Source organism: Cupriavidus sp. OV096 (genome assembly GCF_900115455.1).
Classification (GTDB): domain Bacteria; phylum Pseudomonadota; class Gammaproteobacteria; order Burkholderiales; family Burkholderiaceae; genus Cupriavidus.
In genome coordinates this window covers 50,924-75,335 of the sequence record NZ_FOWM01000013.1, presented here as the reverse complement: position 1 = coordinate 75,335, position 24,412 = coordinate 50,924, and the positions used below count along the sequence as shown (strand labels likewise).

The 24,412-nt window shown below is 64.8% G+C and carries 27 protein-coding genes; 16 read left to right on the top strand and 11 right to left on the bottom strand.

Annotated features, from left to right (window positions below):
- The first annotated feature begins 17 nt into the window (after positions 1–17).
- Positions 18–725, top strand: a complete 708-nt coding sequence (locus tag BM115_RS22905) for a GntR family transcriptional regulator (protein ID WP_092299711.1) — start codon at positions 18–20, stop codon at positions 723–725.
- A 271-nt stretch (positions 726–996) separates the two neighbouring features.
- Positions 997–1,386, top strand: a complete 390-nt coding sequence (locus tag BM115_RS22900) for a DUF427 domain-containing protein (RefSeq protein ID WP_092299709.1) — start codon at positions 997–999, stop codon at positions 1,384–1,386.
- 119 nt (positions 1,387–1,505) lie between these two features.
- Here BM115_RS22900 and BM115_RS22895 read toward each other — a convergent pair whose 3' ends face one another.
- Complete coding sequence (locus tag BM115_RS22895; RefSeq protein WP_092299706.1) at positions 1,506–1,691, bottom strand: hypothetical protein; 186 nt, start codon at positions 1,689–1,691, stop codon at positions 1,506–1,508.
- Between the two features lie 214 nt (positions 1,692–1,905).
- On the opposite strand from BM115_RS22895, the gene BM115_RS22890 reads away from it, so the two are divergent.
- From BM115_RS22890 to BM115_RS22860, 7 genes are all read left to right on the top strand, one after another.
- The gene (locus BM115_RS22890) at positions 1,906–2,382 is read left to right on the top strand and encodes a nucleoside deaminase (RefSeq protein ID WP_092299703.1); all 477 of its coding nucleotides are present in this window, start codon (positions 1,906–1,908) and stop codon (positions 2,380–2,382) included.
- A 148-nt stretch (positions 2,383–2,530) separates the two neighbouring features.
- A complete protein-coding gene (locus BM115_RS22885; RefSeq protein WP_092299700.1) occupies positions 2,531–3,913 on the top strand; it encodes an LLM class flavin-dependent oxidoreductase in 1,383 nt (460 codons plus the stop codon).
- Between the two features lie 34 nt (positions 3,914–3,947).
- Positions 3,948–5,552, top strand: a complete 1,605-nt coding sequence (locus BM115_RS22880) for an ABC transporter substrate-binding protein (RefSeq protein WP_092299697.1) — start codon at positions 3,948–3,950, stop codon at positions 5,550–5,552.
- A 4-nt stretch (positions 5,553–5,556) separates the two neighbouring features.
- Positions 5,557–6,555 carry an ABC transporter permease gene (locus BM115_RS22875; protein ID WP_092299694.1) on the top strand — a complete coding sequence of 333 codons (999 nt, stop codon included), beginning with the start codon at positions 5,557–5,559 and terminating at the stop codon, positions 6,553–6,555.
- Positions 6,552–7,430 carry an ABC transporter permease gene (locus tag BM115_RS22870; protein ID WP_092299691.1) on the top strand — a complete coding sequence of 293 codons (879 nt, stop codon included), beginning with the start codon at positions 6,552–6,554 and terminating at the stop codon, positions 7,428–7,430. Before BM115_RS22875 ends, BM115_RS22870 begins: the two co-directional genes overlap by 4 nt.
- Positions 7,431–7,434: 4 nt before the next feature.
- Positions 7,435–8,442 (top strand): ABC transporter ATP-binding protein, encoded by a 1,008-nt coding sequence (locus BM115_RS22865; RefSeq protein WP_092299688.1) that lies wholly within the window; start codon positions 7,435–7,437, stop codon positions 8,440–8,442.
- Positions 8,439–9,386: an ABC transporter ATP-binding protein gene (locus BM115_RS22860; protein ID WP_092299685.1), complete on the top strand. Its 948-nt coding sequence runs from the start codon at positions 8,439–8,441 to the stop codon at positions 9,384–9,386. The genes BM115_RS22865 and BM115_RS22860 overlap by 4 nt, the downstream gene beginning before the upstream one ends.
- 10 nt (positions 9,387–9,396) lie before the next feature.
- Here BM115_RS22860 and BM115_RS22855 read toward each other — a convergent pair whose 3' ends face one another.
- Both BM115_RS22855 and BM115_RS22850 read right to left on the bottom strand, forming a co-directional pair.
- Positions 9,397–10,224: a phosphate/phosphite/phosphonate ABC transporter substrate-binding protein gene (locus BM115_RS22855; RefSeq protein WP_255370946.1), complete on the bottom strand. Its 828-nt coding sequence runs from the start codon at positions 10,222–10,224 to the stop codon at positions 9,397–9,399.
- Positions 10,211–11,200: a fatty acid desaturase gene (locus BM115_RS22850; RefSeq protein WP_092299682.1), complete on the bottom strand. Its 990-nt coding sequence runs from the start codon at positions 11,198–11,200 to the stop codon at positions 10,211–10,213. The genes BM115_RS22855 and BM115_RS22850 overlap by 14 nt, the downstream gene beginning before the upstream one ends.
- A gap of 299 nt (positions 11,201–11,499) precedes the next feature.
- Between BM115_RS22850 and BM115_RS22845 the strand changes: the two genes are divergently transcribed.
- From BM115_RS22845 to BM115_RS22835, 3 genes are all read left to right on the top strand, one after another.
- Complete coding sequence (locus BM115_RS22845; protein WP_092299680.1) at positions 11,500–12,750, top strand: acyl-CoA dehydrogenase family protein; 1,251 nt, start codon at positions 11,500–11,502, stop codon at positions 12,748–12,750.
- 98 nt (positions 12,751–12,848) lie between these two features.
- Positions 12,849–13,610, top strand: coding sequence for a MetQ/NlpA family ABC transporter substrate-binding protein (locus BM115_RS22840; RefSeq protein WP_255370955.1), 762 nt, complete (start codon positions 12,849–12,851; stop codon positions 13,608–13,610).
- A 73-nt stretch (positions 13,611–13,683) separates the two neighbouring features.
- Positions 13,684–14,517: a class II aldolase/adducin family protein gene (locus tag BM115_RS22835; RefSeq protein ID WP_092299674.1), complete on the top strand. Its 834-nt coding sequence runs from the start codon at positions 13,684–13,686 to the stop codon at positions 14,515–14,517.
- Here BM115_RS22835 and BM115_RS22830 read toward each other — a convergent pair.
- Positions 14,514–15,128: an HD domain-containing protein gene (locus tag BM115_RS22830; RefSeq protein WP_092299955.1), complete on the bottom strand. Its 615-nt coding sequence runs from the start codon at positions 15,126–15,128 to the stop codon at positions 14,514–14,516. The genes BM115_RS22835 and BM115_RS22830 overlap by 4 nt on opposite strands.
- Before the next feature lie 180 nt (positions 15,129–15,308).
- On the opposite strand from BM115_RS22830, the gene BM115_RS22825 reads away from it, so the two are divergent.
- Positions 15,309–16,088: an enoyl-CoA hydratase gene (locus BM115_RS22825; RefSeq protein WP_092299671.1), complete on the top strand. Its 780-nt coding sequence runs from the start codon at positions 15,309–15,311 to the stop codon at positions 16,086–16,088.
- Positions 16,089–16,121: 33 nt separating this feature from the next.
- On the opposite strand, the gene BM115_RS22820 is transcribed toward BM115_RS22825, so the two are convergent.
- Positions 16,122–16,553 (bottom strand): MarR family winged helix-turn-helix transcriptional regulator, encoded by a 432-nt coding sequence (locus tag BM115_RS22820; protein ID WP_092299953.1) that lies wholly within the window; start codon positions 16,551–16,553, stop codon positions 16,122–16,124.
- A 74-nt stretch (positions 16,554–16,627) separates the two neighbouring features.
- Complete coding sequence (locus tag BM115_RS22815) at positions 16,628–17,377, bottom strand: SDR family oxidoreductase (RefSeq protein ID WP_092299668.1); 750 nt, start codon at positions 17,375–17,377, stop codon at positions 16,628–16,630.
- 107 nt (positions 17,378–17,484) lie between these two features.
- Here BM115_RS22815 and BM115_RS22810 point away from each other — a divergent pair, with 107 nt between their 5' ends.
- Positions 17,485–18,408 carry a LysR family transcriptional regulator gene (locus tag BM115_RS22810; protein WP_092299665.1) on the top strand — a complete coding sequence of 308 codons (924 nt, stop codon included), beginning with the start codon at positions 17,485–17,487 and terminating at the stop codon, positions 18,406–18,408.
- Positions 18,409–18,680: 272 nt separating this feature from the next.
- Here the strand turns inward: BM115_RS22810 and soxR are convergent, their stop codons facing one another.
- A complete protein-coding gene (gene soxR / locus BM115_RS22800; RefSeq protein ID WP_143093934.1) occupies positions 18,681–19,133 on the bottom strand; it encodes a redox-sensitive transcriptional activator SoxR in 453 nt (150 codons plus the stop codon).
- A 166-nt stretch (positions 19,134–19,299) separates the two neighbouring features.
- Between soxR and BM115_RS22795 the strand changes: the two genes are divergently transcribed.
- Both BM115_RS22795 and BM115_RS22790 read left to right on the top strand, forming a co-directional pair.
- Entirely contained in the window at positions 19,300–19,728 is a 429-nt protein-coding gene (locus BM115_RS22795; protein WP_092299659.1) for a RidA family protein, read from the top strand.
- A 106-nt stretch (positions 19,729–19,834) separates the two neighbouring features.
- Complete coding sequence (locus tag BM115_RS22790; RefSeq protein ID WP_092299656.1) at positions 19,835–21,409, top strand: MFS transporter; 1,575 nt, start codon at positions 19,835–19,837, stop codon at positions 21,407–21,409.
- Positions 21,410–21,637: 228 nt separating this feature from the next.
- Here the strand turns inward: BM115_RS22790 and BM115_RS22780 are convergent, their stop codons facing one another.
- The 4 genes from BM115_RS22780 to BM115_RS22765 all read right to left on the bottom strand — a co-directional run bounded on the left by BM115_RS22780 (position 21,638) and on the right by BM115_RS22765 (position 24,345).
- Positions 21,638–22,255, bottom strand: coding sequence for a nitroreductase family protein (locus tag BM115_RS22780; protein WP_092299652.1), 618 nt, complete (start codon positions 22,253–22,255; stop codon positions 21,638–21,640).
- Between the two features lie 297 nt (positions 22,256–22,552).
- Positions 22,553–23,209, bottom strand: a complete 657-nt coding sequence (locus BM115_RS22775; RefSeq protein ID WP_092299649.1) for a DUF799 domain-containing protein — start codon at positions 23,207–23,209, stop codon at positions 22,553–22,555.
- Positions 23,206–23,628, bottom strand: a complete 423-nt coding sequence (locus BM115_RS22770; protein WP_092299646.1) for a DUF4810 domain-containing protein — start codon at positions 23,626–23,628, stop codon at positions 23,206–23,208. Before BM115_RS22770 ends, BM115_RS22775 begins: the two co-directional genes overlap by 4 nt.
- A gap of 36 nt (positions 23,629–23,664) precedes the next feature.
- Entirely contained in the window at positions 23,665–24,345 is a 681-nt protein-coding gene (locus tag BM115_RS22765) for a CsgG/HfaB family protein (protein ID WP_092299643.1), read from the bottom strand.
- Between the last annotated feature and the right edge of the window lie 67 nt (positions 24,346–24,412).

Genomic DNA, 24,412 nt, shown 5'->3' with positions numbered 1-24,412 from the left:
CCCACTCACACGCATCCATGCTTCCTGCGGATCTTGCCGGCGCCGACGGCGACCAGAGCGCGTCGCTGCCGCGTTCCGAACGGGCCTACCAACAACTCCGGGGCGCGATCCAGGCCGGCCACCTGCCGCCCGGCACGCGCCTGCGCGAGGTGGAACTGGCCGAATCGCTAGGGTTGTCGCGCACGCCGGTGCGCGAGGCGCTGTCGCGGCTCGAGTCCGAAGGGCTCGTCGTCAACGAGCCGAATCGCGGCATGATGGTGACGCGGCTCGACGCCAGCATGGTGAGCGAGCTGTATGTCATGCGCGAGGTGCTCGAATCCACTGCCGCCGCGCTGGCTGCCCGCCACGCCACCGATGTGGAAATCTCGTTGTTGCGCGATATTGTCGAGCGCGACCTGGCCTTCGCCGAAGATCCCGACAAGCTGGCGGTCAACAATCGCCTATTCCACGAGACGCTGCACCGCTGCGCGCACAATCGCTATCTGCTGAAGACCTTGCGCTCGCTGCACGAGTCGATGGCGCTGCTCGGCCGCTCCACGCTGGCCGTGCCGGGCCGCGCCCGGGGCTCATACGAGGAACATCTGGCGCTGGTGGAAGCGCTCGAGGCCCGCAACCCGGCGCAGGCCGAGCAGATCGCCCGGCGCCATATCCAGCAGGCGTACAAGGTGCGGCTGTCGCTGTGGATCGAGGAACAGTCAGCAGGCGGTCAATCGCTATCGTTTTGATTGATCGATAGTTTTCGATCCCGCCTAGCCCCAACAGCCCCAGCAGCCCCGCCCAGTGCGGGGCTTTGTTTTGGAATGTTGGGGTGGATTGTTTAATCCACGAGAAGAGTGTGTTCCCTCGCGCGTGCTATGCCGGGCCGGCCGCGCTTGCTATCGTCCATACCGAGGCCGAGGCTCTTCTCTCCCTTTTCGGCCTCACGTCACCTCCGTGGCGGTTTTTTCTTTGAGGCGCGGCCTGATCGCCGCGCCTCCTTTCTTAGGGAGGTCTGCCATGACCGACAAATCCGCCGACAAATCCGTCAGGATTCCCGGCCCGGATCATCCGATCACGATCACGCCCCAGGGCGGGCGCGTGGTGGTGACCGTAGCGGGCCGTGTGGTTGCCGATACCCGCCGCGCCTTGACGCTCGCCGAGGCCTCATACCCGCCAGTCCAGTACATTCCGCGCGAAGACGTGGACATGTCTCAACTGACGCGCACCCAGCACACCAGCCACTGTCCCTACAAAGGCGATGCGGCCTACTACAGCATTCCCGCAGGCGGCACCCGCACGGACAACGCCGTGTGGACCTACGAATCGCCCCATCAGGCGGTTGCCCAGATCGCTAATCATCTGGCCTTCTACCCGGATCGCGTCGATCGCATCGAAGTGACGCGTTAATCACCAAAAAAGCCAAAAGCCGACCCGCCGCACACCTCGAAGGGCTGTACGGCGGGTCGGCTTTTCAATGGCGGCGCCGGGAGACGCCGCAGGCACTACAGGGGGGTGTTCTGACCGGATTAACCGTTCGCGTAGACGACCTTGGCCTTGCGCGCTTCCGCTTGCAGGCGGGAGAAAACATTCTGCACAGCAGCCACAACGCGCTTCACGTCGTTGGCAAAACCCAGGCTTTGCGTGCCCAGTTCGCGCTCGATCAGGTCGCGTTCGAGTTGATCGGTCATCTTGATGTCGGATTGGGTGTTCATGGCTTCCTTCCTTGAGGGATTACCCTTATGGGGTTTTCCCGAATTGTAGCAGAAGGATTGTCGCAATGCAGCATTAGGTGATAGTACGTATGCAGGGAAGCAACGCAAGCCGTCTTCCCCTTGGACATTCCACCAGGCACCGGCAGCCATGAAGCGACGAAGAAGGCACCCCGCGTCCAGTACTATCGCCTTCCTTACGACTTCGAGATACACCATGACCGATACCGAAACATTCCTGCGCGAAGCCATCCGGCTCGCCCAAGCCAATATGGAGGCCGGCGGACGGCCCTTTGGCGCAGTGATCGTGCGCGACGGCAAGGTAATCGCCACCGGCGTCAACGAAATCCTGACCACCAACGATCCCACCTCGCATGCCGAGCTGAACGCCATCCGGGCTGCCAGCCAGGCGTTGGGCCGCCCAAGCCTTGCTGGCTGCGCGGTATATGCCAGCGGACATCCGTGCCCGATGTGCATGGCGGCCATGCGCTTGGCCGGCGTGACGCAGGTGGCGTACGCCTATTCGAATGACGATGGGGAACCGTTCGGCCTTTCGACAGCGGCGATCTACGCGGACTTGGCGCGGCCGTTCGCGGAACAGTCAATGAACATCGACTATGTGCCCGTCAGGCTGGACGGCGTCGCGGACCTGTATGCGGACTGGAGAACCCGACAGGGCACGGCCAAATCCTGAAGACCTGAAGCGGCCACGGGCGCATTGATGGCCGGGCGGCGCGGTGATGGTCGGCCACGTACGCCACATATCGTTATCGTGTTTCCTTCGTTCCGTTGCGAGAGGCCCTTCCCTATCCTGCGTAGCTTGTACGGGAAAGGACCCTCGCATGACCGCTCCGCTGGAACTCGATCCTCAACGCGCCCCACGCCAGCTGCACCTGAACCTTAACGCGCTGCACAGCGGCTTCGTGCCGTCGGCATGGCGGCTCCCGGACAGCGACCCGCTCGCATTCACCGACGTGCAGCACTACGTCAGGCTGGCCCACATCGCCGAGGCCGGCAAGTTCGATGCGATCTTCCTGGCCGACAACGCGGCCATTGCGGACCAGATCAACTTCCGGCCGATTACTGCGCTGGAACCCACTGTGCTACTGGCCTGCGTGGCCGCCGCCACGACGCACATCGGGCTGGTCGCTACCGCCTCGACGAGCTACAACGAGCCGTACAACATCGCCCGCCGCTTTGCCACGCTCGATCATGTCAGCGGCGGTCGCGCGGGCTGGAACGTCGTGACCACCGCCGACGCTGCCTCGGCACGCAACTTCGGCCACGACGCCGTGCCCGATCATGCGCAGCGCTATGCGCGAGCGGACGAATTCACGACCGTGGTGCGCGCGCTATGGGATAGCTGGGAGGACGATGCCTTCATCGGCGACAAGCGGGACGGCCGCTTCGTCGATACCCGCAAACTTCAGCCCATTGCGCACCGCGGCGCGTCGTTCAGCGTGCAAGGGCCGCTGAACCTGCCCCGTTCGGTACAGGGGCATCCGGTGCTGTTCCAGGCCGGCGGCTCGGCCGACGGGCAGGAACTGGCCGCGCGGCATGCCGAAGCGGTGTTCTCGGCGGCGCAGTCGATCGAGGAATCCATCGAGTATGGCCGGCGGATCAACGCGCAGGCCGAAGCCATCGGGCGCGGCCCGCACGCCGTGAAGATCCTGCCGGGACTCACGACCATCATCGGTGCGACCGAGGCGGAGGCGCTGCGCCGGCGCGACGAACTCGTCGACCTGATCCCGTGGGACTACAGCCTTAACCGGCTGGCCGGCACGCTGGGCATCCCGGCCGACCGCCTTCGACTCGATGCGCCGCTGCCCGAGCCATTGACACTGCCGGCCAACGGCAACGGCAACCACACGTTCTTCAACACCACTGTGGCGCTGGCCCGCCGGCGCGGGCTGACCGTGCGAGCGCTGATCCGCGAACTGGCCGGCGGTGGGGGGCATCGCGTCATCGTCGGCACGCCCGAACAGATTGCCGACGACATCGAGCACTGGTTCCGCCAGGGCGCCGCGGACGGCTTCAACCTGATGCCGGACGTGCTGCCCGATGGCCTGAGCGCCTTCGTGGAGGGCGTGGTGCCCATCCTCCAGCGTCGCGGCATCTTCCGCACCGAGTACACGGGTCGTACCCTGCGCGACCACCTCGACCTGCCCCGGCCATCTGGCCGGGTATCCGCGCCGGAGCCCGCCACGTCGCGCGCTGCCGCCTGACCGCCTTCTTCCACCGATCACACCATACCCATCCATGAACCGCCGCGATTTCCTGGCTGCATCCACCCTGCTCTCGATTGGCCTGCCCTTCTCCGCTGAATCCTTCGCCCAGGCCACCGCCCCCGTGCGCGGCGGCGTGCTGAATGTGGCCGTCTCCCCGGAGCCCACGCTGCTGACTTCGGCGTTCATCACCACCATGAACATCGGGCAAGTCTCCAGCAAGGTGCTGGAAGGGCTGGTCGCCTACGATCTGAACCTGAAACCCGTGCCCGCGCTGGCGACGGCGTGGAACACCTCGCCGGACGGGCTCAAGACCACCTTCCAGCTCCGCAAGAACGTCAAGTGGCACGACGGCAAGGACTTCACCGCCGCCGATGTCCAGTACACCCTGCTCGAAGTCTGGAAGAAGCTGCATCCATTTGGGCGCGCAGCGTTCGCCAACGTCACGGCAGTCGACACGCCGGACCCGCACACGGTCATCATCCGGCTGTCCTCGCCGGCCCCGTACCTGATCAACTACATCAACACCTACGGCGCGCAGATCCTGCCGCGCCACCTGTATGAAGGCAAGGACGTGCTCAGCAACCCGCTCAACAGCGCGCCGGTTGGCACGGGCCCGTTCGTGTTCAAGGAGTGGGTCAAGGGCAGCCATGTCCGGCTGGAGCGCAATCCGCACTACTGGCAGGCCGATCAGCCCTATCTCGACGGTATCGTCTTCAAATTCATCCCAGACGCCGCCGCGCGCACCGTGGCGCTGGAAGCCGGCGAGCTGGACGTGGCGCTCGGCTCCAGCATTCCGCTGTCGAACCTGAACCGCTTCCAGGACAAGCAGCGCTACCGCATCAACACCGACGACGGCCGCTACCTGGCAACGATCTTCCTGACGCAGTTCAACGTGCGCAAGCCCTACTTCGCCGACAAACGCGTGCGCCAGGCGTTCGCCCATGCGATCGATCGCAACGCGCTGCTCAAGGTGGTGTTTCTCGGCTACGGCAAGCCGGCCACGGGTCCGGTGCCTTCGTCGGTGGTCAACTACTACGCCGGCGACACCCGCCAGTACCCGTTCGATGTGAAGAAAGCGGCGGCGCTGCTCGACGAGGCTGGCTTCAAGCCCGGCAAGGACGGCAAGCGGCTGCGCATCACGCTCGACTACGATGGCGGCGGCGGCGTCACCGCCAGCCGGCCTGCCGAGTTCATCAAGCAGTCGCTTGCGCGCGTCGGCGTGGAGGTGGAGTTGCGCGCCGGTGACACCGCCACCTACCTGCGGCGCGTGTTCACTGACCAGGATTACGACCTGATGATCTCGAGCCTGCATCGCCTGCCCGATCCCACGCTCGGCGTGCAGCGCCTGTTCTGGACCAAGAACATCATCAAGGGCGCGCCGTGGACCAACGGCTCGGGGTACTCGAATCCCGAACTCGACCGGATCATGGAGGCGGCCGGACGCGAAGCCGATGACGGCAAGCGCAAGGCGCTGATCCGCAACTGGCAACAGATCGTGCAGGAAGATGTGCCCGTGCTGGATCTCGTCGAGCAGACCTGGGTCACGGTATCGACGGCGCGCTTCCGGAAGGCCACTGCGCAGGGCGACGGATTGTTCGCCTCGTATGCCGATGCCTGGCTCACACCCAAGGCATAAGCGCATGCGCCGCCCCGCCCTTGTGTTCCTGCGCCAGCGCCTGTTGCAGGTGATACCCGTGGTGCTTGGCATTGCCTTGCTGAACTTCGTGATCCTCCAGCTCGCGCCCGGCGATGTGGTCGACGTGCTGGCCGGCGAGGCCGGCGCGGCGACGCCCGAGACCATGGCCCAACTGCGCGCGAACTTCGGGCTAGACCAGCCGATGTGGCTACAGCTCGCGCATTACCTGCGACAGATCGCCACGCTGGATCTCGGCTTTTCGTACCGCCAGAACATGCCGGTCTTCACCCTGATCGTGAACCGCCTGCCGGCCACGTTGTTGCTGATGACGCTCGCCATGGGCATCGCGCTGGTCCTTGGCATTGCCCTCGGCGTCGTGGCCGCCGTGCGCGTGCATCGCTGGCCCGACCGCCTCATCTCGCTGGGAACGCTGGTGGCCTACGCCATGCCAACGTTCTGGCTCGGCCTGATGGCCATCGTGCTGTTCTCCGCGCGACTGGGCTGGCTGCCGTCCGGTGGCATGACCGATGTCAGCGCCGCCCATACGGGGCTGGCCTACTTCGGCGATGTGGCGCGCCACGCCATCCTGCCGGCCTGCACGCTGGCAACGTTCTATCTGGCGGTCTACACGCGCCTGGTACGCACCGCGATGCTGGAACTGGACGGCGCAGACTTCGTGCGCACCGCGCGCGCCAAGGGCGCTGGCGAGATCCGCGTCACGCTCGTCCACGCGCTGCGCAACGCCTTGCTTCCGCTGGTGACGATGGCAGGCTATCAGGTGGCCTCGCTGCTCAGTGGGGCGGTGCTCGTCGAGTCGGTCTTCAGCTGGCCGGGCCTGGGGCGGCTTGCGTTCGAATCGGTCCTCGCGCGGGATTTCAACCTGCTGCTCGGCATTCTGCTGCTCAGTTCGCTTCTGGTCATCGTTGTGAACATCTTCGTCGATCTGCTTTACGCGGCCATTGACCCGCGTGTGGCCGTGGTCCGCACTGGCGCACGGCCATGACTGCAGCGACCGCTTCCGTTATCGCCCGATCCCGTCCGCGGGCGCTCTGGCGCACCATCACGCGACATCCGGCCGTCTCGCTCGGCGCGCTGCTGATGCTGATCGTCGTCCTTGCTGCCGTAGTGGGGCCCGTTGTGTTCCCGGGCGACCCGTGGGAAATGGCAGGTCCGCCGATGCTGTGGCCCGGCGAGGACCCGGCCCACCCGCTTGGCACCGATTTCATGGGGCGCGACCTCGCCACGGGGCTGGCGGCCGGCGCGCGCGTCTCGCTGCTGATCGGACTGGTCAGTACCGCGCTGGCGGCCACCCTCGGCATTGCCGTCGGCGCTATCGGCGGGTATTTCCGTGGACGCGTCGATGCGGCACTGATGCGGCTGACCGAAGTCTTCCAGACGGTGCCGAAGTTTGTCCTCGCCGTGGTGCTGGTGGCGATCTTCAAGCCATCCATCACGACCGTGGTGCTGGCTATTGGCGTGGTGTCATGGCCCGCCACCGCGCGGCTGGTACGCGCCGAGTTCCTGTCGCTACGCGAGCGCGAGTTCGTACTCGCCGGCGAGACCATCGGCATGGGCCACACGCGCCTCATCGTCACGCAACTGCTGCCCAATGCGCTGCCGCCCGTGATCGCCATGGCGACCCTCACGGTTGCCACCGCGATCCAGACCGAAGCCTCGCTGGCCTTCCTCGGTCTCGGCGACGCCAACGTCATGAGCTGGGGCACGATCATCGGCAGCGGGCGCGAACAAGTCGTGGACGCCTGGTACATCTGTGGCCTGCCCGGCTTTGCCATCGTGCTGACCGTGCTGGCCTTCAACCTGCTCGGTGACGGTCTCAACGATGCCTTGAACCCCCACCTGCGCCAACGACGGAGCTGACGCCATGACGCTGCTCGATGTGCGCGCGCTGCGCACCACCTTCACCACCGCCAACGGCCCCGTCACCGCGCTGCACGACGTCTCGCTGCACATCGATCGCGGCGAGACGCTGGCGCTCGTTGGCGAAAGCGGCTCGGGCAAGTCCGTGACGGCCTACTCGATCATGGGCCTGCTGCCACGCCGCACGGCAAGGATTGCGGGTGGACAGGCCTTATTTGATGGCACGGACCTGTTGGCGCTGGACGCACGTGCGATACAGGACATCCGTGGCAACCGGATCGCCATGATCTTCCAGGAGCCGATGTCTGCGCTCAACCCCGTGATGCGGATCGGCGACCAGATTGCCGAGGCGATTCGCCTGCATCGGCAGGTAACGCGCGCGCAGGCTGCCGAACGCGCGGTGGGGCTGCTCGAGCAGGTTCGCATGCCATCACCAGCCGCGCGCGCCGGCGACTATCCACACCAGTTGTCCGGCGGCATGCGGCAGCGGGCAATGATCGCCATCGCGCTGGCCTGCGAGCCCGACCTGCTGATTGCCGACGAGCCAACCACCGCGCTGGACGTCACGACCCAGGCCCAGATCCTTGCGCTGCTCAAGCGTCTCCAGGCGGAGACCGGCATGGCGATGCTGCTCATTACGCACGACCTCGGCGTGGTGGCGGAGACCGCCGACCGCGCGGCCGTCATGTACGCGGGCCGTATCGTGGAACACGGTGATGTGGCCGACCTGCTGTCACACCCCACTCATCCGTACACGGCGGGCCTGCTCGCCTCCCTTGCCATCGAGGCACTCCCGCCCGGCGCGCGGCTGCCGGAGATCCCCGGCACGGTACCGCCGTTGTCCGCCATGCCACCAGGCTGCGCCTTCGCGCCGCGCTGCGCACACGCACTGCCCCGATGCCGGACGGAGATCCCAACACTGCGACGCGAAGGCGGTCGCCAAACCGCGTGCCATGCCCCGCTGAGCTTGCCGGTGCGCAGCATCCCCGTTCTCGAAGAGGTGGCGGCATGACCGAGCCGTTGCTTGCGCTGCGCAATGTCACGCGGCATTTCCATACCCAGGCAGGTGTCGTGCGGGCCCTTGACGACGTTTCGCTCCACGTGTCACGTGGCGAGACGCTCGGCCTCGTCGGCGAAAGTGGCTGCGGCAAATCCACGGTGGCACGCGTGGCCATGCGCCTGACGGACGTCGATACCGGCCGCGTGCTGCTCGATGGCGAGGACATTGGCGCGCGGCGCGGCAGCGCGCTCGATACGATCCGTACGCGCCTGCAGATGGTGTTCCAGGACCCCGCCGCCTCGTTGAACCCACGCACCACCGTGGGACGGGCGCTGGAGGAGCCGCTGATCGTGCATCGTCGGGGCGCTTCGGCAGCGCGGCGCGCGCGCGTGGCGGAGATGCTCGACAAGGTCGGCCTGCATGCCGATATGGCCGCACGGCTGCCGCATGAGCTGTCTGGCGGTCAGCGTCAGCGCGTGGCGATTGCGCGGGCGTTGATGCTCGAACCGGACCTGATCGTCTGTGACGAAGCGGTGTCCGCGCTCGACGTCTCCATCCGCGCCCAGGTGTTGAACCTGTTGCTGGACCTGCGCGACACGCTCGGCATTGCCTACCTGTTCATCTCGCACGACCTCGCCGTGGTGCGCCATATGTCCGACCGCATCGCCGTGATGTATCTGGGGCAGGTGGTCGAACAGGGCCCCCGCGATGCGGTCTGGGATTCAGCGCTGCATCCGTACACGCGTGCGTTGATCGCTTCGGCACCTTCGGCGCGCCGCGAAGCGCGCGAGCGTCCCGGCGCGGTCATCGAGGGGGAACTGCCCAGCCCACTGGCGCCGCCGGCAGGTTGCCGCTTTCACACCCGTTGCGCGTATGCCAGCGCACAATGCCGCGAGTCCGCACCAGTTTTGCGGGAGCGTGACGCGGGTCACTGGGTAGCTTGCCATGTTGCGTAGTGGCAGGGCGTCATCGCAACTCGGCGTATCCACGGCGATGCGCCTCGTCTTCCATCTGCGCATGCGGCAGGTAGTCCGCCACCGTGGCGGGCACGAGGTCGCGCAGCCGTAGCCGTGCGCAGAGTGCGGCGTCCTCGCGCAGGCACGCGCACAGCGCCAGCCTGACATTGTCGAGGAGCGCCTGCCCCACCCGGCGCGAGGCGATGAAGGGCAACCCCGCCACAGCACGTGTTTCGCCGATCTGGCGCAGGCCCTCCAGCTTCGCCGGCATGTGCTCGCGCGCGAAGGCCAGCGTGACGCAATCAATGGCCGCCACGTCCGCCTCACCTTCCGCAACGGACGCCAGCGAGCACAGGTGCGAACCTGTATAGACCGTGTGCGCGAAGAATCGCCCGTCGCGCGCCAGTGGCGCAACGGCGTGGCGCAACGCATTCATGCCACTATGAGATGTGCGATCGTTGCATGCCACCCGCATGCCCTGGCAGTCTGTCAACGTGGCAGGGCCATCCTTCGCACGCACCATGATCGCGCTGGTATAGCGATGCTCCACGCATCCGCGCGCCGCGAAACTCGGCGTCCCGATCAACTGAATATGGCCGGCGAGGCCGTGAATCAGCGGGTAACCACAGGTCTGCGACAGCAGTACGTCGTCACGGCGCCAGAACGCGTGCAGCGCCTCCGCGCCCTCTCCCGGCTCCACGACGGACAACGCTACGGGCGTATCGCTTCGTGCCAGCCGTTCCGCGATTCGAGCCAGCAGCGCGTGCCAGTCTTCCCGCAAGGCGGGGCTCACGTTGTACATCGGCAGTGCGGCCACCCAGCGTTCAGGTGCGCTCATGGTGTCCTCCTGCGTCCCTGGGGCGCTCCGCCGGGGCGTGATACACCGGATGCGCCACCGGTGCCACGGCACGCAACGCGTATCGAAAGATCCATTCGCGATAGCCGCGCACCAGGAATCCGTCCGTGCGCGCCAGGTAGTCCCCGGCACGCCGACGATAGACCCAAGCAAGCGCAAACCAGGGCACTGCTGGCAGATCGTGATGCACGAGGTGATAGTTGTTGTTCAGGAACAGGAGCCGCCACGCCCATCCGGCATCGTTGATCACGCTGCGCGCGCCAAACGGCGGATCCACACGATGCTCATGGAAGGAACGGATCGCGGCAAGCGACAGCGCCGGGTATCCCACGCCCGCCAGCACCAGCCACGCCGGCATCCCGCAGGAGGTATCGAGCCACACCAGCAGCACGCCTAGCGCCAGCAGATGGGCGATCCACGTCGGCACATCCTCCCAGTTGCCGTGGCGAACCCGGCCCACGGCATCGGCGCCAATCGAGGCAATGGCAAACGCCGGCTGGAGCAACACACGCCCTGTCAGCGTATTGCGCGCCGCGTAGAGCCTGCGCACCAGCGGCCCGGCTGCGTGCCAGTCACCGGCGTACAGGAAGTAGCTTTCCGGATCGCCATCCGGATGGGTGAGGTCCGCAGCATGGTGCTCCAGATGTGAGCGCCGGTAGATGCCGTATGGCAGCCAGATGCCAAGTGGTGCGGCGCCTAGCAGGGCATTGAGCCACGGCAGCCGGGTGGGATGGCCGTGCAGCAGTTCATGTTGCAGTGACAGGAACCACGTGGTCGCCAACGTCAGCAGCACGCAGGCGAGCGGCAGCCCGATCCGGTTGGCGTTGACCGCCACGCCGAACCACGACGCGTAGACGGCAACGATCAGCAGCCAGGTTGGCAATTCCGATCGCCACAGCCAATGACGGGCGGCGTGGGCCAGTTCGGCGCGCTGTCTGTTGTCGAGGTAGGTGGCCATGAATGCTGTGATGCAACGGGAAATGGACGTTCAGCTTACGGGCATGAGCCGCTGGACCGGAACGATTGAATGACCATATGAATATGCGCGTGCCCGGTGTCGGAGCACTTCCCGGCGTATTCCTCATGAGCTCATTCACCCGACGCCGGTGGGCGACCGTGACGGCATTCCCACGCGCCACCGCACAGCCGGATTTCGCATATGAATCGCACGCGCAAGCGATATCGACATGCGGATATCGTGCTTCGCCGTTCCCGCCGTATTGATTACCCTGAGTGGCCCCGAACCACGATGACGACATGGGAACTATCGATACGCTGGCGCCGCGCGACGCGGCCGTCAACCCGCACCCTGCCCCGCGCGGCGAAGCGCTACCGCCGGCCGGGGAAGTCGCCGTGCTGCGCGAGCGCGCGAGGGCATTACTGCCCGAGATCGCGGCCGAGGCCAGCGCGCGTGAGTCCCGGCGCGAGCTGCCCTTTGCGCTCGCCCGAAAGATCGCGAACGCTGGCCTGCTGACGTTCAGGATACCCAAGGCATATGGCGGCCCGGGTGGCAGCATTCGGGACACGATCCAGTTCGTCATCGACCTCGCGGCGGTCGACGCCAATCTCGCTCAATCTCTGCGGCCGAACTTCGGCCTCGTGGAAGGGATATTGGCAGGACAGGACAACGAAGCCGAACGCGACCGCTGGTTCAACCGCTTACTGTCTGGCCAGATCATCGGGAATGGCGGCATCGAACGCGGTGGCAAGCAGGGCGAAGTCAGGGCGACCATCGTGCGGAACGACGACCATCACGTCGTCAACGGCACGAAGTACTACAGCACCGGGGCACTGTACGCGGACTGGGTCACGTCCATCGCCCTGGACGAGACCGGGCAGGAAACTCATTTCACGGTGCCACGCCAACGCGCGGGCATGGAATTCGTCGATGACTTCGACACCATCGGACAACGCCTCACCGCCAGCGGTACCACGCGCTTTACGGACATGCGAGTGGAGCCGGACGAAGTCCGCCGCAGTCATGTTCCGCGGGACCGCCGGAATCCCGTCACGCCCGTGTTCCAGCTCTTCCTCGCCGCTACCGAGGCCGGCATCGCACGCAACGCGTTGAACGATGCGATCTGGTTCGCACGCAACAAGGCGCGGCCCATCAAGCACAGTTCGGCCGAGCGTTCGGTGGATGACCCCTACGTGCAGGAGACCATCGGCCAGATTGCCGCCGAAGTCTACGCGGCCGAAGCGGCCACGCTGCGCGCCGCTGACGCCATTGACGCCGCGTGGGCCGACCACCTCAGCGATGCCTCGCTGACGCAGGCGTCCATCGATGTGGCCCAGGCACAGTACTTCGCCGTGGGCGCCGCGCTGAAGAGCGCCGAGTACTTGTTCGACGTCGGTGGCGCATCGGCGTGTGATCGCACCTACAACCTCGATCGGCATTGGCGCAACGCACGCACCGTGGCGAATCACAATCCGCGCCAGTGGAAAGCCGCCGTCGTAGGCGCCTGGCTGCTCAAGGATCAGCCCCCACCTACCACGGGTCTGTTTTAGCACCTCGCAACTCACATCAATCAGGGACTCTCACAATGAAAACATGGACGCGCGCCCTCATCGTGGCGCTTGGGGTTGGCATCGGCGTGACCGGGGGCATGGGATCTGCCTCGGCGCAGGGCGCACCGGAAAAATCGAAGATCAAGGTTGGCATTTCGGCCGGCAACCAGGAGCAGATCTTCGATGTGGTCAAGAAAGTGGCCGCCCGGGACGGCCTGACGATCGACGTCGTGGTATTCAACGACTACCTGCAGCCCAACGAGGCGCTCGCGTCTGGCGATCTCGATGCGAACGCGTTCCAGCACAAGCCATTCCTCGACAGCCAGATCAAGACGCGTGGCTACAAGATCGTGCCGGCTGGCCTGACGATCACGGCGCCGCTCGGCATCTACTCCAAGAAGTACCACAGCATTGATCAACTGCCGGAAGGCGCGCGCATCGGCATCCAGAACGATCCGTCGAACGGCAATCGCGCGTTGCTGCTGTTGCAAAAGGCCGGCCTGATCAAGTTGAAGGTGGGGGTAGGCCAGAACGGCGTCAACGCGACGCCGCTCGATGTGGTGGAGAATCCGCGCAAGCTCAAGCTCGTGGAACTCGACGCCGCGCAGTTGCCGCGTGCGCTGCCTGACCTCGCGGCGGCATCGATCAACAACGACTATGCCTACCAGGCCGGACTGTCCTTGCAGAAGGACACCATTGCGATCGAGGATGCACGCGGCCCCTACGCGAATCTGATTGCCACGCGCCCGCAAGACAAGGAAAAGCCATGGGTGGCCAGACTGGTCAAGGCCTACCAGTCCGACGAAGTGCGCAACTTCATCAACACCCAGTTCAAGGGGTCGATCATCCCTGCATTCTGATCCCGAAGACGCGCAGCGACATCTGCGTGAATGACAACGAATTGCCTGCGGGAATCGCCGCAAAGGTCCAACGATGAACTCCGTCTTTCCGTTCGAACACCGGGCGTCTTTCACGCCCAACCCAGAACCGCGGCAGAAATTCTGGTTCGACCCGCTACCTGAGCGCCCCAGCGTGGCGGCCGAGCGCCGGCACCGTCAGGAGCGTCTTGCCGGCGCTTTCCGCCTCTTTGCACGCCAGGGCTTCGCGCTCGGCCTTGCCGGGCACATCACCGCGCGGGACCCCGAGTTTCCCGATCATTTCTGGGTCAACCCGCTCGGCGTGCATTTCTCGCGCATCCGCGTCTCCGACCTGTTGCTCGTGAACGCCCGCGGTGAAACAGTGGTCGGCAACCGCCCGCTGAACAAGGCGGCCTTTGCCATCCACGCGGCCATTCATGAGGCACACCCGCACGTCGTAGCAGCCGCGCATACGCATTCCACCTACGGCAAGGCCTGGTCCACGCTGGGCCGCAAGCTCGATCCTCTGACGCAGGATGCGTGCTCGTTCTTTGAAGACCACGTGCTGTTCGATGATTTCACCGGTATGGTCGTGGACAACTCCGAGGGGGATCGCATTGCGCAGGCCCTGGACAAGGGCAATGGCCAGACGTACAAAGGTGCGATCCTGAAGAACCACGGCATCCTGACGGCGGGTCCCACCGTGGAAGCCACGGGCTGGTGGTACATCGCGCTGGAGAACGCCGCGCACACGCAACTGCTCGCCGAAGCCGCCGGCACACCACAACTGATCGACACTGCCACGGCGCGGCACACACATGGCCAGGTGGGCGGCAATGAAGGCTCGTTGCACGCGTTCGAGAGCCTCTTCGCGGGGTTGGTGGATGCAGAACCCGATCTGCTCGATTAGACACGCCCGTCAAGATCGGCTTTCCCGGCCAGCGGATCGCTGAAGTGTTCCCGTACGAGCTGGACGGCCACCTGCCAGAGGGCGGGTGCGCCACTTTCGATGGTCGGCCCGTAACGCGCGAAGACCTGCTCCTCACTGACCTGAGGCGCGACCCAGGTGCCGCCGTCCGTTGCCACGTTGTGAAGTAGCGGCTGGAAGCGGTCCAACGCCTTGGCGAACTTCGCGTCGTCGCTCTCCGTCGCCTCGAATTCGGTCCAAAGACCGCGAAACTCGGCGGCTTGCGCATCCGGCAACAAGGAAAAGATCCGCTCCGCCGCCTGGCGCTCCCGTTCCACCTGATCGGCCTGCATCGACGGATCATGGAACGGTGTATCGCCGGCATCGATCTCCACAATATCGTGGAGGAGGAGCATCTTCACAACGCGGACCACGTCGACAGGCGCCGCCGCGTGCTCCGACAGCACGAGCGCATACATGGCGAGATGCCAGGAATGCTCGGCACTGTTTTCTCGACGCGAGCGATCGATCAGCGGCGACATCCTTACGACGCTCTTCAGTCGATCAATCTCTCTCAGGAAGGCGAGCTGCCGCTCCAGGTGGGAAAGGTCCATGGTGAACACGAGGCGATAAGAATCACTGGAAGGAAGAAGTCTAGCAGCCACCTTCGCGTGCTTCAGGCGCTACCCCCGCCAGCGGACACAAGACCGCTTGCCGTCGACCCGCAGGGACTTTACTTCGCATGCAAAGTATCAATATACTTCGCATACGAACTTAAACCCATGGAGACCGACATGACCACCCCGGAAATTCGCACCGACCTGACTGCCGGCGTGCTGACCATCACGCTAGCCAGACCGGACAAGAAGAACGCCCTCACGAATCAGATGTACGGCACGCTGGCTGATACCATCGAGCGCGCCGAGCACGATCGCAACATCCGCGTATTGCTGGTGCAAGGGGATGGGGACATGTTCACTGCAGGGAATGATGTGAGCGAGTTCGCAGCGATCGCGGTGGGAAAGGGTCCTGCCGAGCGTCATGTGCACCGCTTTCTGCATGCCTTGGCCAAGGCGACGGTGCCCATCGTTGCAGCGGTCCACGGCAAGGCCGTCGGCGTTGGCACCACCATGCTGCTGCATTGCGACTACGTGCTGCTGGCGCAGGATGCGCAACTGATCACACCTTTCGTGAATCTCGCGCTCGTGCCTGAGGCGGCCTCGAGCTACCTGATGCCGCTGTGCATCGGCCACGCCCGGGCATTCGAGATGTTTGCGATGGGTGAGCCGCTGGACGCCCAGACTGCCGTGGCGTGGGGCATCGCCAACAGGGTCTGCAACAACGATCAACTTCGTGCGGAAGCGCGCCGCATGGCCGAGCGCATCGCCGCCAAGCCGGCCGGTTCCCTCAGCGCGATGAAGGCGCTGATGCGTAAAGCCGAGGCGCTGGTGGCCCAGATGGATAGCGAGAGCGCCAAGTTCCAGGAACGGCTGACGAGCGCCGAGGCCAGGGAGGCGTTTGCCGCCTTCGCCGAAAAACGCAAGCCAGATTTCTCGAAGGTGACGCAGCAGTAAGCGTGCACGCTGCGGCCCCAGCCGCAGCCCAGGTTACGCGTCCCCGTCGTCGGCAACGGGAAACTTTTCCTGCAGGCTGGCGAGCCACCGCGCCACCACGTCGACTTCCGCCTCCGTGAAGCCCTCGGTCAACTTTGCATTAAGGTCCTTCATGCGCGTCTTGGAACGCTGGCGCGCGGCACGCCCTGCATCCGTCAGCCACAAGCGCGATGCCCGGCCGTCGGTCTCATCGGCCCGGCGCTCGATCAATCCAGCTTTTTCGGTCCGGTCAGCCAGACCGCTGATGCCCGGCGCGCCCAGATCGAGCGCAGCAGCCGCCTCGCTCATCAGTGCACCGTCGTGCGTGCCCAGGAAGAACAGCAGCCCGGACTGAGCCGCTGTCACCCCGCCACCGGCTGCGCGCGTCTGCCATCGTTGCAGTCGACGCTGGCCAACGTTCAATAGATATACAAGGCGATGCTGCATCTTCCTGAGGCAAGAGTTGTCGTGATTAGTTCGCATGTGAATCATATCACGCACATCGCCTTGAACCCGTCCGCTCAGGCGTTGAAACCGCCGTCGATCGTCAGGCTTGCACCAGTAACGAAACCAGCCTCCGGGCTGGCCACGTAGGCAACCATGCCTGCGATCTCGGCCGGATGCGCGTGACGCTCCAGGGCCATCAGGGCATGGAGGGCGCCGCCGAAATCGCCGGACTCCGGATTCATATCGGTATTGGTCGGACCGGGTTGGACATTGTTGACCGTGATGCCCTTCGGCCCGAGGTCGCGCGCCATGCCTTGCACGAGCCCTTGCAGCGCCGACTTGCTCATCGCGTAAGCCGCGCCGCCCGGGAACGGCATGCGCTCGGCATTGCAGCTGCCGATATTGATGATGCGACCGCCCTGCCCCATGTGCGGCAAGACCGCCTTCGACGCGACGAAGACGGCGCGCACATTCACTTCCAGGGTCTTGTCGAAGTCTTCCAGCGAGAAGGTATCGATCCCGCCCATCAGCAGCACGCCGGCATTGTTCACGAGGATGTCGATCTTGCCAAAGTGCCGCGCGGCGTCGTCGATGGCGCGCGTGAGCGAGGCCGCATCGCCTGCGTCCGACTGGATGGCCAGTGCGCGGCTGCCAGCGGCTTCCACGCTGGCCACCAGTGCGTTGGCGTTGGCGGTCGAGCCCTTGTAGGTAAATGCCACGGCTGCGCCGTCCTGCGCCAGACGCTGGACGATCGCGGCGCCAATGCCGCGGGCGCCGCCAGTAACGAAAGCAACCTTGCCGGCAAAGGTGGTGGGGGTGGTCATGTCGAAACTCCATCGGGTTAGGGTGAGTGAAGTATCCACACACGATTACCGCGCGAATAGCCCATAATCCGGATCATCAATTTCAACCAAAAGTATCGGATCTGACGATGGAAGGCCTGAGTCTTCTCGAATCCTTCATCCTGAGCGCCCAAACGGGCAGCTTCTCGGGGGCCGCGCGGCGTCTGGGCGTCACGCCCGCTGCGCTCAGCAAGAACGTCGCGCGCCTGGAAGCGCGGCTCGGACTGCGGCTGTTCCATCGCAGCACGCGCAATCTGACCCTCACGGCCGACGGCGAGCGCTTTCTGCACGAGGTGACCGCGCCCTACGCGGACTTGCAGGACGCCTTTTCCCACGCGGCGGAGCGCAGCGGCGCGCCGTCGGGGATGCTGAAAGTGAGCTTGGGGGTCGCGTTCGGGCGGGAATACCTGGTGCCGATGCTTGGCGAATTCCTGGGCCGCTATCCGGAAGTCGTGCCGGACTGGCATTTCGATAACCGGCCCGTCGACCTGATCGGCGGCGGCTTCGATGCGGCGATTGGGGGTGGCATCGAACTGAGCCAGGGGGTCATCGCCCGGGAATTGGCTCCCGCGCACGTGATCGTCGCGGCATCGCCGGCCTATATGGCGACCCGGCGCATGCCGAGGCACCCCTCGGAGTTGGCCCAGTTCGATGGCATCGCCCGGCGCTCGGTCGCCACCGGCCGCCAGTACGCATGGACCCTGCGCAATCCGTTCGGTGAGAAGGCCCTGGCCGAGTGCCGCACCCGCCTTATTTTCGACGACCCGGAAGCCATGGCGCACGCAGCGATGCTTGGCCACGGCGTGGCCATGCTGCCGATGCCGCACGCTTCCCGCTGGCTGCTCAGCGGCGACCTCATCCGGTTGCTGCCCGGCTGGTACGCGGATATCGGGCCGATCTGCCTCTATTACCCAAACAAGCAGCAGCTGCCGCTCAGGACGCGTGCGTTCATCGATTTCGTAGTCGATGCGTTCCGCGAACAGCGCCTGGCTGCGCGTTTCGATAGCCGCTGAGGCCATGCAAGACGAATAACGCGGCTCCAGTTGAACGTGGTGCCAGAGCTGTCGCTCCGATGGACGACCACGATCTTCATATCTGGCCAGCAGCAGGCCAGGATTTTTCGCCGCAATGGCCGGATCGTTCCAGTTGACGATTCTTCCCTGGTAGATCTCCGTGAGCAGCGCACCGGTCATGCGTAACTGCCCCGGGCGGACGCCATCCAGGTTGAACACGGGCACGACACCGCCGATCACGATGGGAAATTGCTATGGCAGACACATGACAGTCACAATCGCGAATCGCCCTCGCCCACGTGGGCGCCTGGCCCCTGTCTCGCCATCACGTCCTGCGGATTGCGCAACGGACACGCCTTCAGCGACAGGCAGCCGCAGCCGATGCAGCCGTCGAGTTGATCGCGGAGCAACGTCAACGCACGAATGCGGGCGTCGAGGTCTTCCCGCCAGGACGCTGACAGCCGGCGCCAGTCGGCCACGGTCGGTGCCTTGCCTGCCGGCAAACGCGCGAATGCGTCGGCAATGACCGCGAGCGGCACGCCCATGCGCTGGGCAATGCGTAAAACAGCCAGCCGACGGAGGATGCCGCGCGGATAGCGGCGCTGGTTGCCAGCGCTGCGCGTGCTCGAAATCAATCCCTTCGATTCGTAGAAATGGAGCGCGGACGCGGCCACGCCGCTGCGCTCGACCACTTCGCCAATGGTCAGCGGATCGCGGGCGCGCATCGGGTGCACCGGGGGCTCCAACGGAACGTTCTTCGGGGGGCGGCTCATGACAGGACCATAGAGGACAAGGAAAGCCCTTGCAGCGCGCATGGTATCGCATCGAAGCTTGACCTCAAGTGCACTTGAAGTGTGACACTGGCATCCCTTCTCCTTCCAGGACCCTGCCATGCTGCTCGAATCGCCGCGCGCCCCGTACCTCCAGTTCATGAACCCGCCCGACCTCTACGACCCGCGCCTGAACGGCTATTCACATGTCGCGGTGGTGAACCGGCCCGCGAAGATCATCTTCGCGGCGGGCCAGGGTGGCGAGGACATGTGCGGCGGCCTGCTGACCGACTTCACGGCGCAGGTCACCCGTGCACTGTCCAACCTGCGCGTGGCGCTGCAGGCCGGCGGTGCGGATATCCCAGATGTGGCCAAGATCACGGTGCTGATCGTCGATCATTCGATGGAACGACTGGCCATCTTCAGCCGCGCCTGGCAGGCCCTGCTGGGCGACTGGCCGGCCCCCGCCTGCACGCTGATTCCCGTGCCAAGGCTGGCGATTGACGGCATGCTGTTCGAGATCGAGGCGGTGGCGGTGCTGCCGGAATAACAGGTCTGGACCAATCCAAACCGGGCGACTCCATTTACTATGCTAGTCACCATCGACCGGCACGGGAGCGAGCTTGGCCAATCCGGATCTTCTCGATCGCGACCCAATGGCCGCGCGCGTCGTCGCTGCGCAAGCCAGCCCTTGTGACGAACTCGTCATCCGTACGCAGCCCAACGCGGTCGATCGTCCGTGCCGGCGCAAACGTATGGCGCTCGCCGCGACGATCCTCGGCTCAAGCATGGCGTTCATCGACGGCTCCGTCGTCAATGTTGCGCTGCCCGCCATGCAGAGCGAGCTCGGCGCGAGCGTTGCGGCAATGCAGTGGATCGTTAACGCCTACCTGCTCTTTCTCGGGTCCCTCGTGCTGGTGGGCGGATCGATGGGCGACAAGCTCGGCCGCCGCACGGTGTTCATCGCCGGCGTCGGGGTCTTCACGGTGGCGTCGGCCGCTTGCGGGCTCGCGCCAAACGCGAGTTCGCTGATCGTCGCGCGCGCTGTCCAGGGCATTGGCGCGGCGCTCTTTGTCCCCAGTAGTCTCGCGATCATCGGCGCCGTGTTCGAAGGCGAAGCACGCGGACGGGCGATTGGCACCTGGGCGGCCGTCGGCGCGATCACGTCGGCGGTGGGGCCGGTGGCAGGCGGCGCGCTTGTCGACGCGTTGTCGTGGCGCGCGATATTTTTCCTCAACGTACCGCTTGCAGCGCTGACAATTGCGCTGGCGATGTCGTCAGTGCCGAATAGCCACAAGCTCGATGCGCCTCAGCAACTGGACTGGCCCGGCGCGCTGAGCGCGGCGGCCGGGCTCGCCACCCTCACCTATGGCCTGACCCAGGTGTCGGCGCGCGGCTTCGCGCATCCGCTCGTACTGGGCACGATCGGCGCCGGCGTGCTCGTGCTGGGCGCATTCGTGAGGATCGAAGCGAACAACCGTCATCCCATGATGCCACTCGACGTGTTTCGCTCCCGCGATTTCACCGGCGCCAACCTCGTCACCCTACTGCTCTACTTCGGTCTGGGCGGCGCACTGTTCTTCCTGCCGTTCACGCTGATACGCGCACATGCCTACACCGCAACCGAAGCAGGCGCCGCGCTGCTACCGGTGCCGGTCATCATCGGCTTCCTATCGCGCTTCACCGGCAGCCTGACAAGCCGCTTCGGTTCGCGGGCACTGTTGAGCGCTGGCCCGGCCGTCGCCGGCATCGGATTCGCGATGCTGGCGCTGCCGTTCGTGCATGGCGGCTATTGGACCGGATTCTTCCCGGCACTCGCCGTGCTCGGGCTCGGTATGACGATCACCGTCGCGCCACTCACGGCGACGGTAATGGGCTCCGTGCCGGGCGACCAGGTAGGCATCGCCTCCGGCATCAACAACGCGGTTGCCCGGGTGGCGAGCCTGCTGGCCGTTGCGGTGCTCGGCATCGTGTTCGTGTGGTCGCACGAAGCGGCGCTGTCGGCGCGGCTGGATGCACTGCATATTCCTCAGGATGCACGCCAGACCGGGCAATTGCTGGAGCCGGACGGAGCGGCAGCAGGCGACACCCGTACACCGCCTCAGGGCCCCTTGGCGCGGGCGGAGGCCGAAGCCATCGCTGACGCCCTGCGCGCGGTGGCGCTTGTGGCCGCCGCCTGCGCGTTTGCCGGAGCGGGTGTAGCGATGGCGACCATCCAGCGCCGCAAGTGACGTGCTTCGCGTCGGCCGCAGAAGGCGAGCGTAAATCCACCTTTACAAAATCCCACGGCGAAATGCCATGCAGCACGATTATCGAAGCGCATGGCGGCCGGTTGTGGGCGAGTGCCAATCTGCCACGGGGAGCCGTTGTGCAGTTCATCGTGCCTGAGAAGCCCACTGATCATGGATGCCGAAGCGCAGTTGCCTTCGGCATCCATGATGAAGGGCTCTGTGTGGGACCTACGCGAAGTCAAGCACCTCTGCTACTGCGCGGCGCGGCTTTTGCGCCCAGTTCTCGGGCAGGGCTGACCCGACGGACAGCAGCATGACGGGCACTTCGTCTTCGGCCAGCCCGAACTCACTTGCTACCGCCTCGGCGTCGAAACCGATCATCGGCGACGAACCCAGGCCCAGCGCATGCGCAGCATAGATCAACGCCGTCGCGCCGATGGCACCGGTGCGTACCGCCTCGTCGCGCTGGAGCTGCGGATGCTCGAAGTACAGGCCGCGCGCAGCATCTTCGAACCCCGTGGCGACCTTCGCCGGCATGATGCCCGCCTCCACGGCTGGCGCCAGGCGCTTCGGCAACACCCGATGGTCGGCCAACTGTCCGCAGATGATGAAGGTAACGGAGGCATCGGTGATCTTGGGCTGGTCCCAGGCAACGACCCGCAGGCGCGCCTTGGCTTCAGGCGTGCGCACTGCGATGAAGCGCCAGTTCTGCAAGTTGAAGGATGTCGGCGCAGTGGTGGCGACTCTTACCAACTCGCGGATCTGATCGTCGCCCACGGTAAAGGCAGGGTCGTACAGACTGATGGTACGACGGCTCACAAGGGATTCGATGATAGCGTTGGCCATGGTGATTCCTATGGTCGAAGGACTGGGTTGAGAGGCACGGGTGGTGATCTGTTGCGATCGTAGTAACACGGCGCAGAACAAATCTTATGGAATCCGCCGGCCTGCCGGTAGATCCGGGAAGGCGCTCACAGCGTTGTCCTGCCGGCACCAATCCTCCCGTAGCTTCGGGTAACGATGCAATGTGATATTGCCGTTTGCAGCTGCCGTTCCCCCAGGCAAAGTGAAAATGCCGCAACACCGCTCCGACGAGGAGACAGTGCTGCGGCATTCTTTCTTGCGCAGCCGAACCCGGGAAGATCAGTCTGCCTGGTACTTCGGCGAGCGCGGGCCGTACAGGATGCCACCCGGCATGCCGGCGGACAAAAGACGCACACTGGCCGTGCCGGCCACCGGATAGCTGGCGTCGGTCAGATGATTGACCGCCTGGTTGATGGCGGCGGTGATCAGCATGCCGATTAGGCCGCCGCCGCTGTTGCCACTGTCGTTAGCTGCCACTGCCGTGCCGCTCCACAACACGTCGCCGGTCTTCAGGTCTACCAGCTTCGCATTCGCGGCCACGCGGGTCACGCTGCTCAGTACCTGGTAACGCGAGCCGTAGTCCGTCACGGTCACGTACAGCGCGGCATCCGCACCGAAGATTTCGCGCAGCTTGGGCACGGGTGCCGTGTGGATGTCTCCAGGCACGGTCAGGCCATTCTGCCGGAACGTTTCGTCGACCAGCGCCACCGGCAGCACGTAGTAACCCGACTCAGCCAGCGGATACGTGGCTTGCGACAGCATGGCGTACGTGGCCTTGATGTCAGGCGACTCGTTCAGCGGCGGCAGCACCACGATCGAACGCGGGCGAGCGGCCTTGAACGCAGCGTAATCCACCTGTTTTCTGGGCACGGCACAGCCTGCGAACAACATCACGATGCCGAGCGTGGCGACGTAGGTCAGCATTCGACGCATCATTTGACGCTCCCTTCCGTGGCATCTGCCTTGGCGGGCGGCGTGGCGCCCACCGTCACATCCTTGCGCTCGTCAGTCTTCACATTGCGCATCAGAAAATCCATGTAAGGCGTGGACTCCGGGAACAGCGTCTTCTCTGTCTGGAATTCCTTGACCATCTGATCGCCCTTCCCGACATTCAGATACAGCATGCCAAGCTGGGCGTGATAGCCAGGTGGCACGCTTCCGCCTTTCGCCTTGATCTTTTCCAGGCCACTTTCCAGCGCGGTGATCTGCGCTTCCTTCGATTCGCCCTTGAAGTACGCGTAGACCTGGGATTGATACCCCTCCCATTGGTACATCGATTGTGGACCTGCACAACCGGCCAGCAGGCCGGCAGCCGACAAAAACGCCGCGTTGCGCAGCGTAACCCATGACTTCATTGTTGTTCTCGCTCTTGTTGGTATAGGCCTATGCGTTTACTGCGCCGGCTTCCATGCGCCGCTTTCGATCGCGCTGACCAGGTTGTTCACGGCTTCACGCATGGCCAGGTCCATCACCTTGCCATTGAGCGTGGAGTCATAGCTGGCCGTACCGCCAAACCCGATCACCTCGCGATTGGACAGCTTGAATTCGCCGGCGCCCTGCGTGGCGTAAACCACTTCAGAGGTGCTGATGTTGACGACGTTCAGGTTCACCTTGGCATAAGCGACCTGCTCGCGGCCGCGGCCGAGAATACCGAAAAGCTGCACGTCGCCCACTTCCTTGCGGCCAAATTCGGTGATATCGCCGGTCACCACGAAGTCGGCGCCCTTGAGCTTCTGCGCCTGATTCTTGATAGCGGCTTCGCGCTTGATCTCGTCGAGGTTCTCACGCTCAAGCACACTGAAACGGTTGGTCTGCTGCAGGTGCGTCACCAGGCTGGTCTTGGCCTGGCCGCTCAGACGGTCGATGCCGTCGGAGAACACGCCGCGCATGTAGTTGGAACGGTTATCGAACTTGCCTACGGCAATGGGGGTGCGCACGCCGTTATAGGGGCGGCTCGCGCTTTCCACCTTTTGCACCGGCAGCGCGGTCGACGATTCAGTTGCGCATCCCGCCAGACCGATGGCGGCGGCAGCGGCGGCACCGAGCAGGCAGTAGTTCTTGAGACTCTTCAATTCATTTCTCCAGACAAGGAACAAAACGACACATCTATCACGCCGTGACCGAGTGTGGATTGATCCC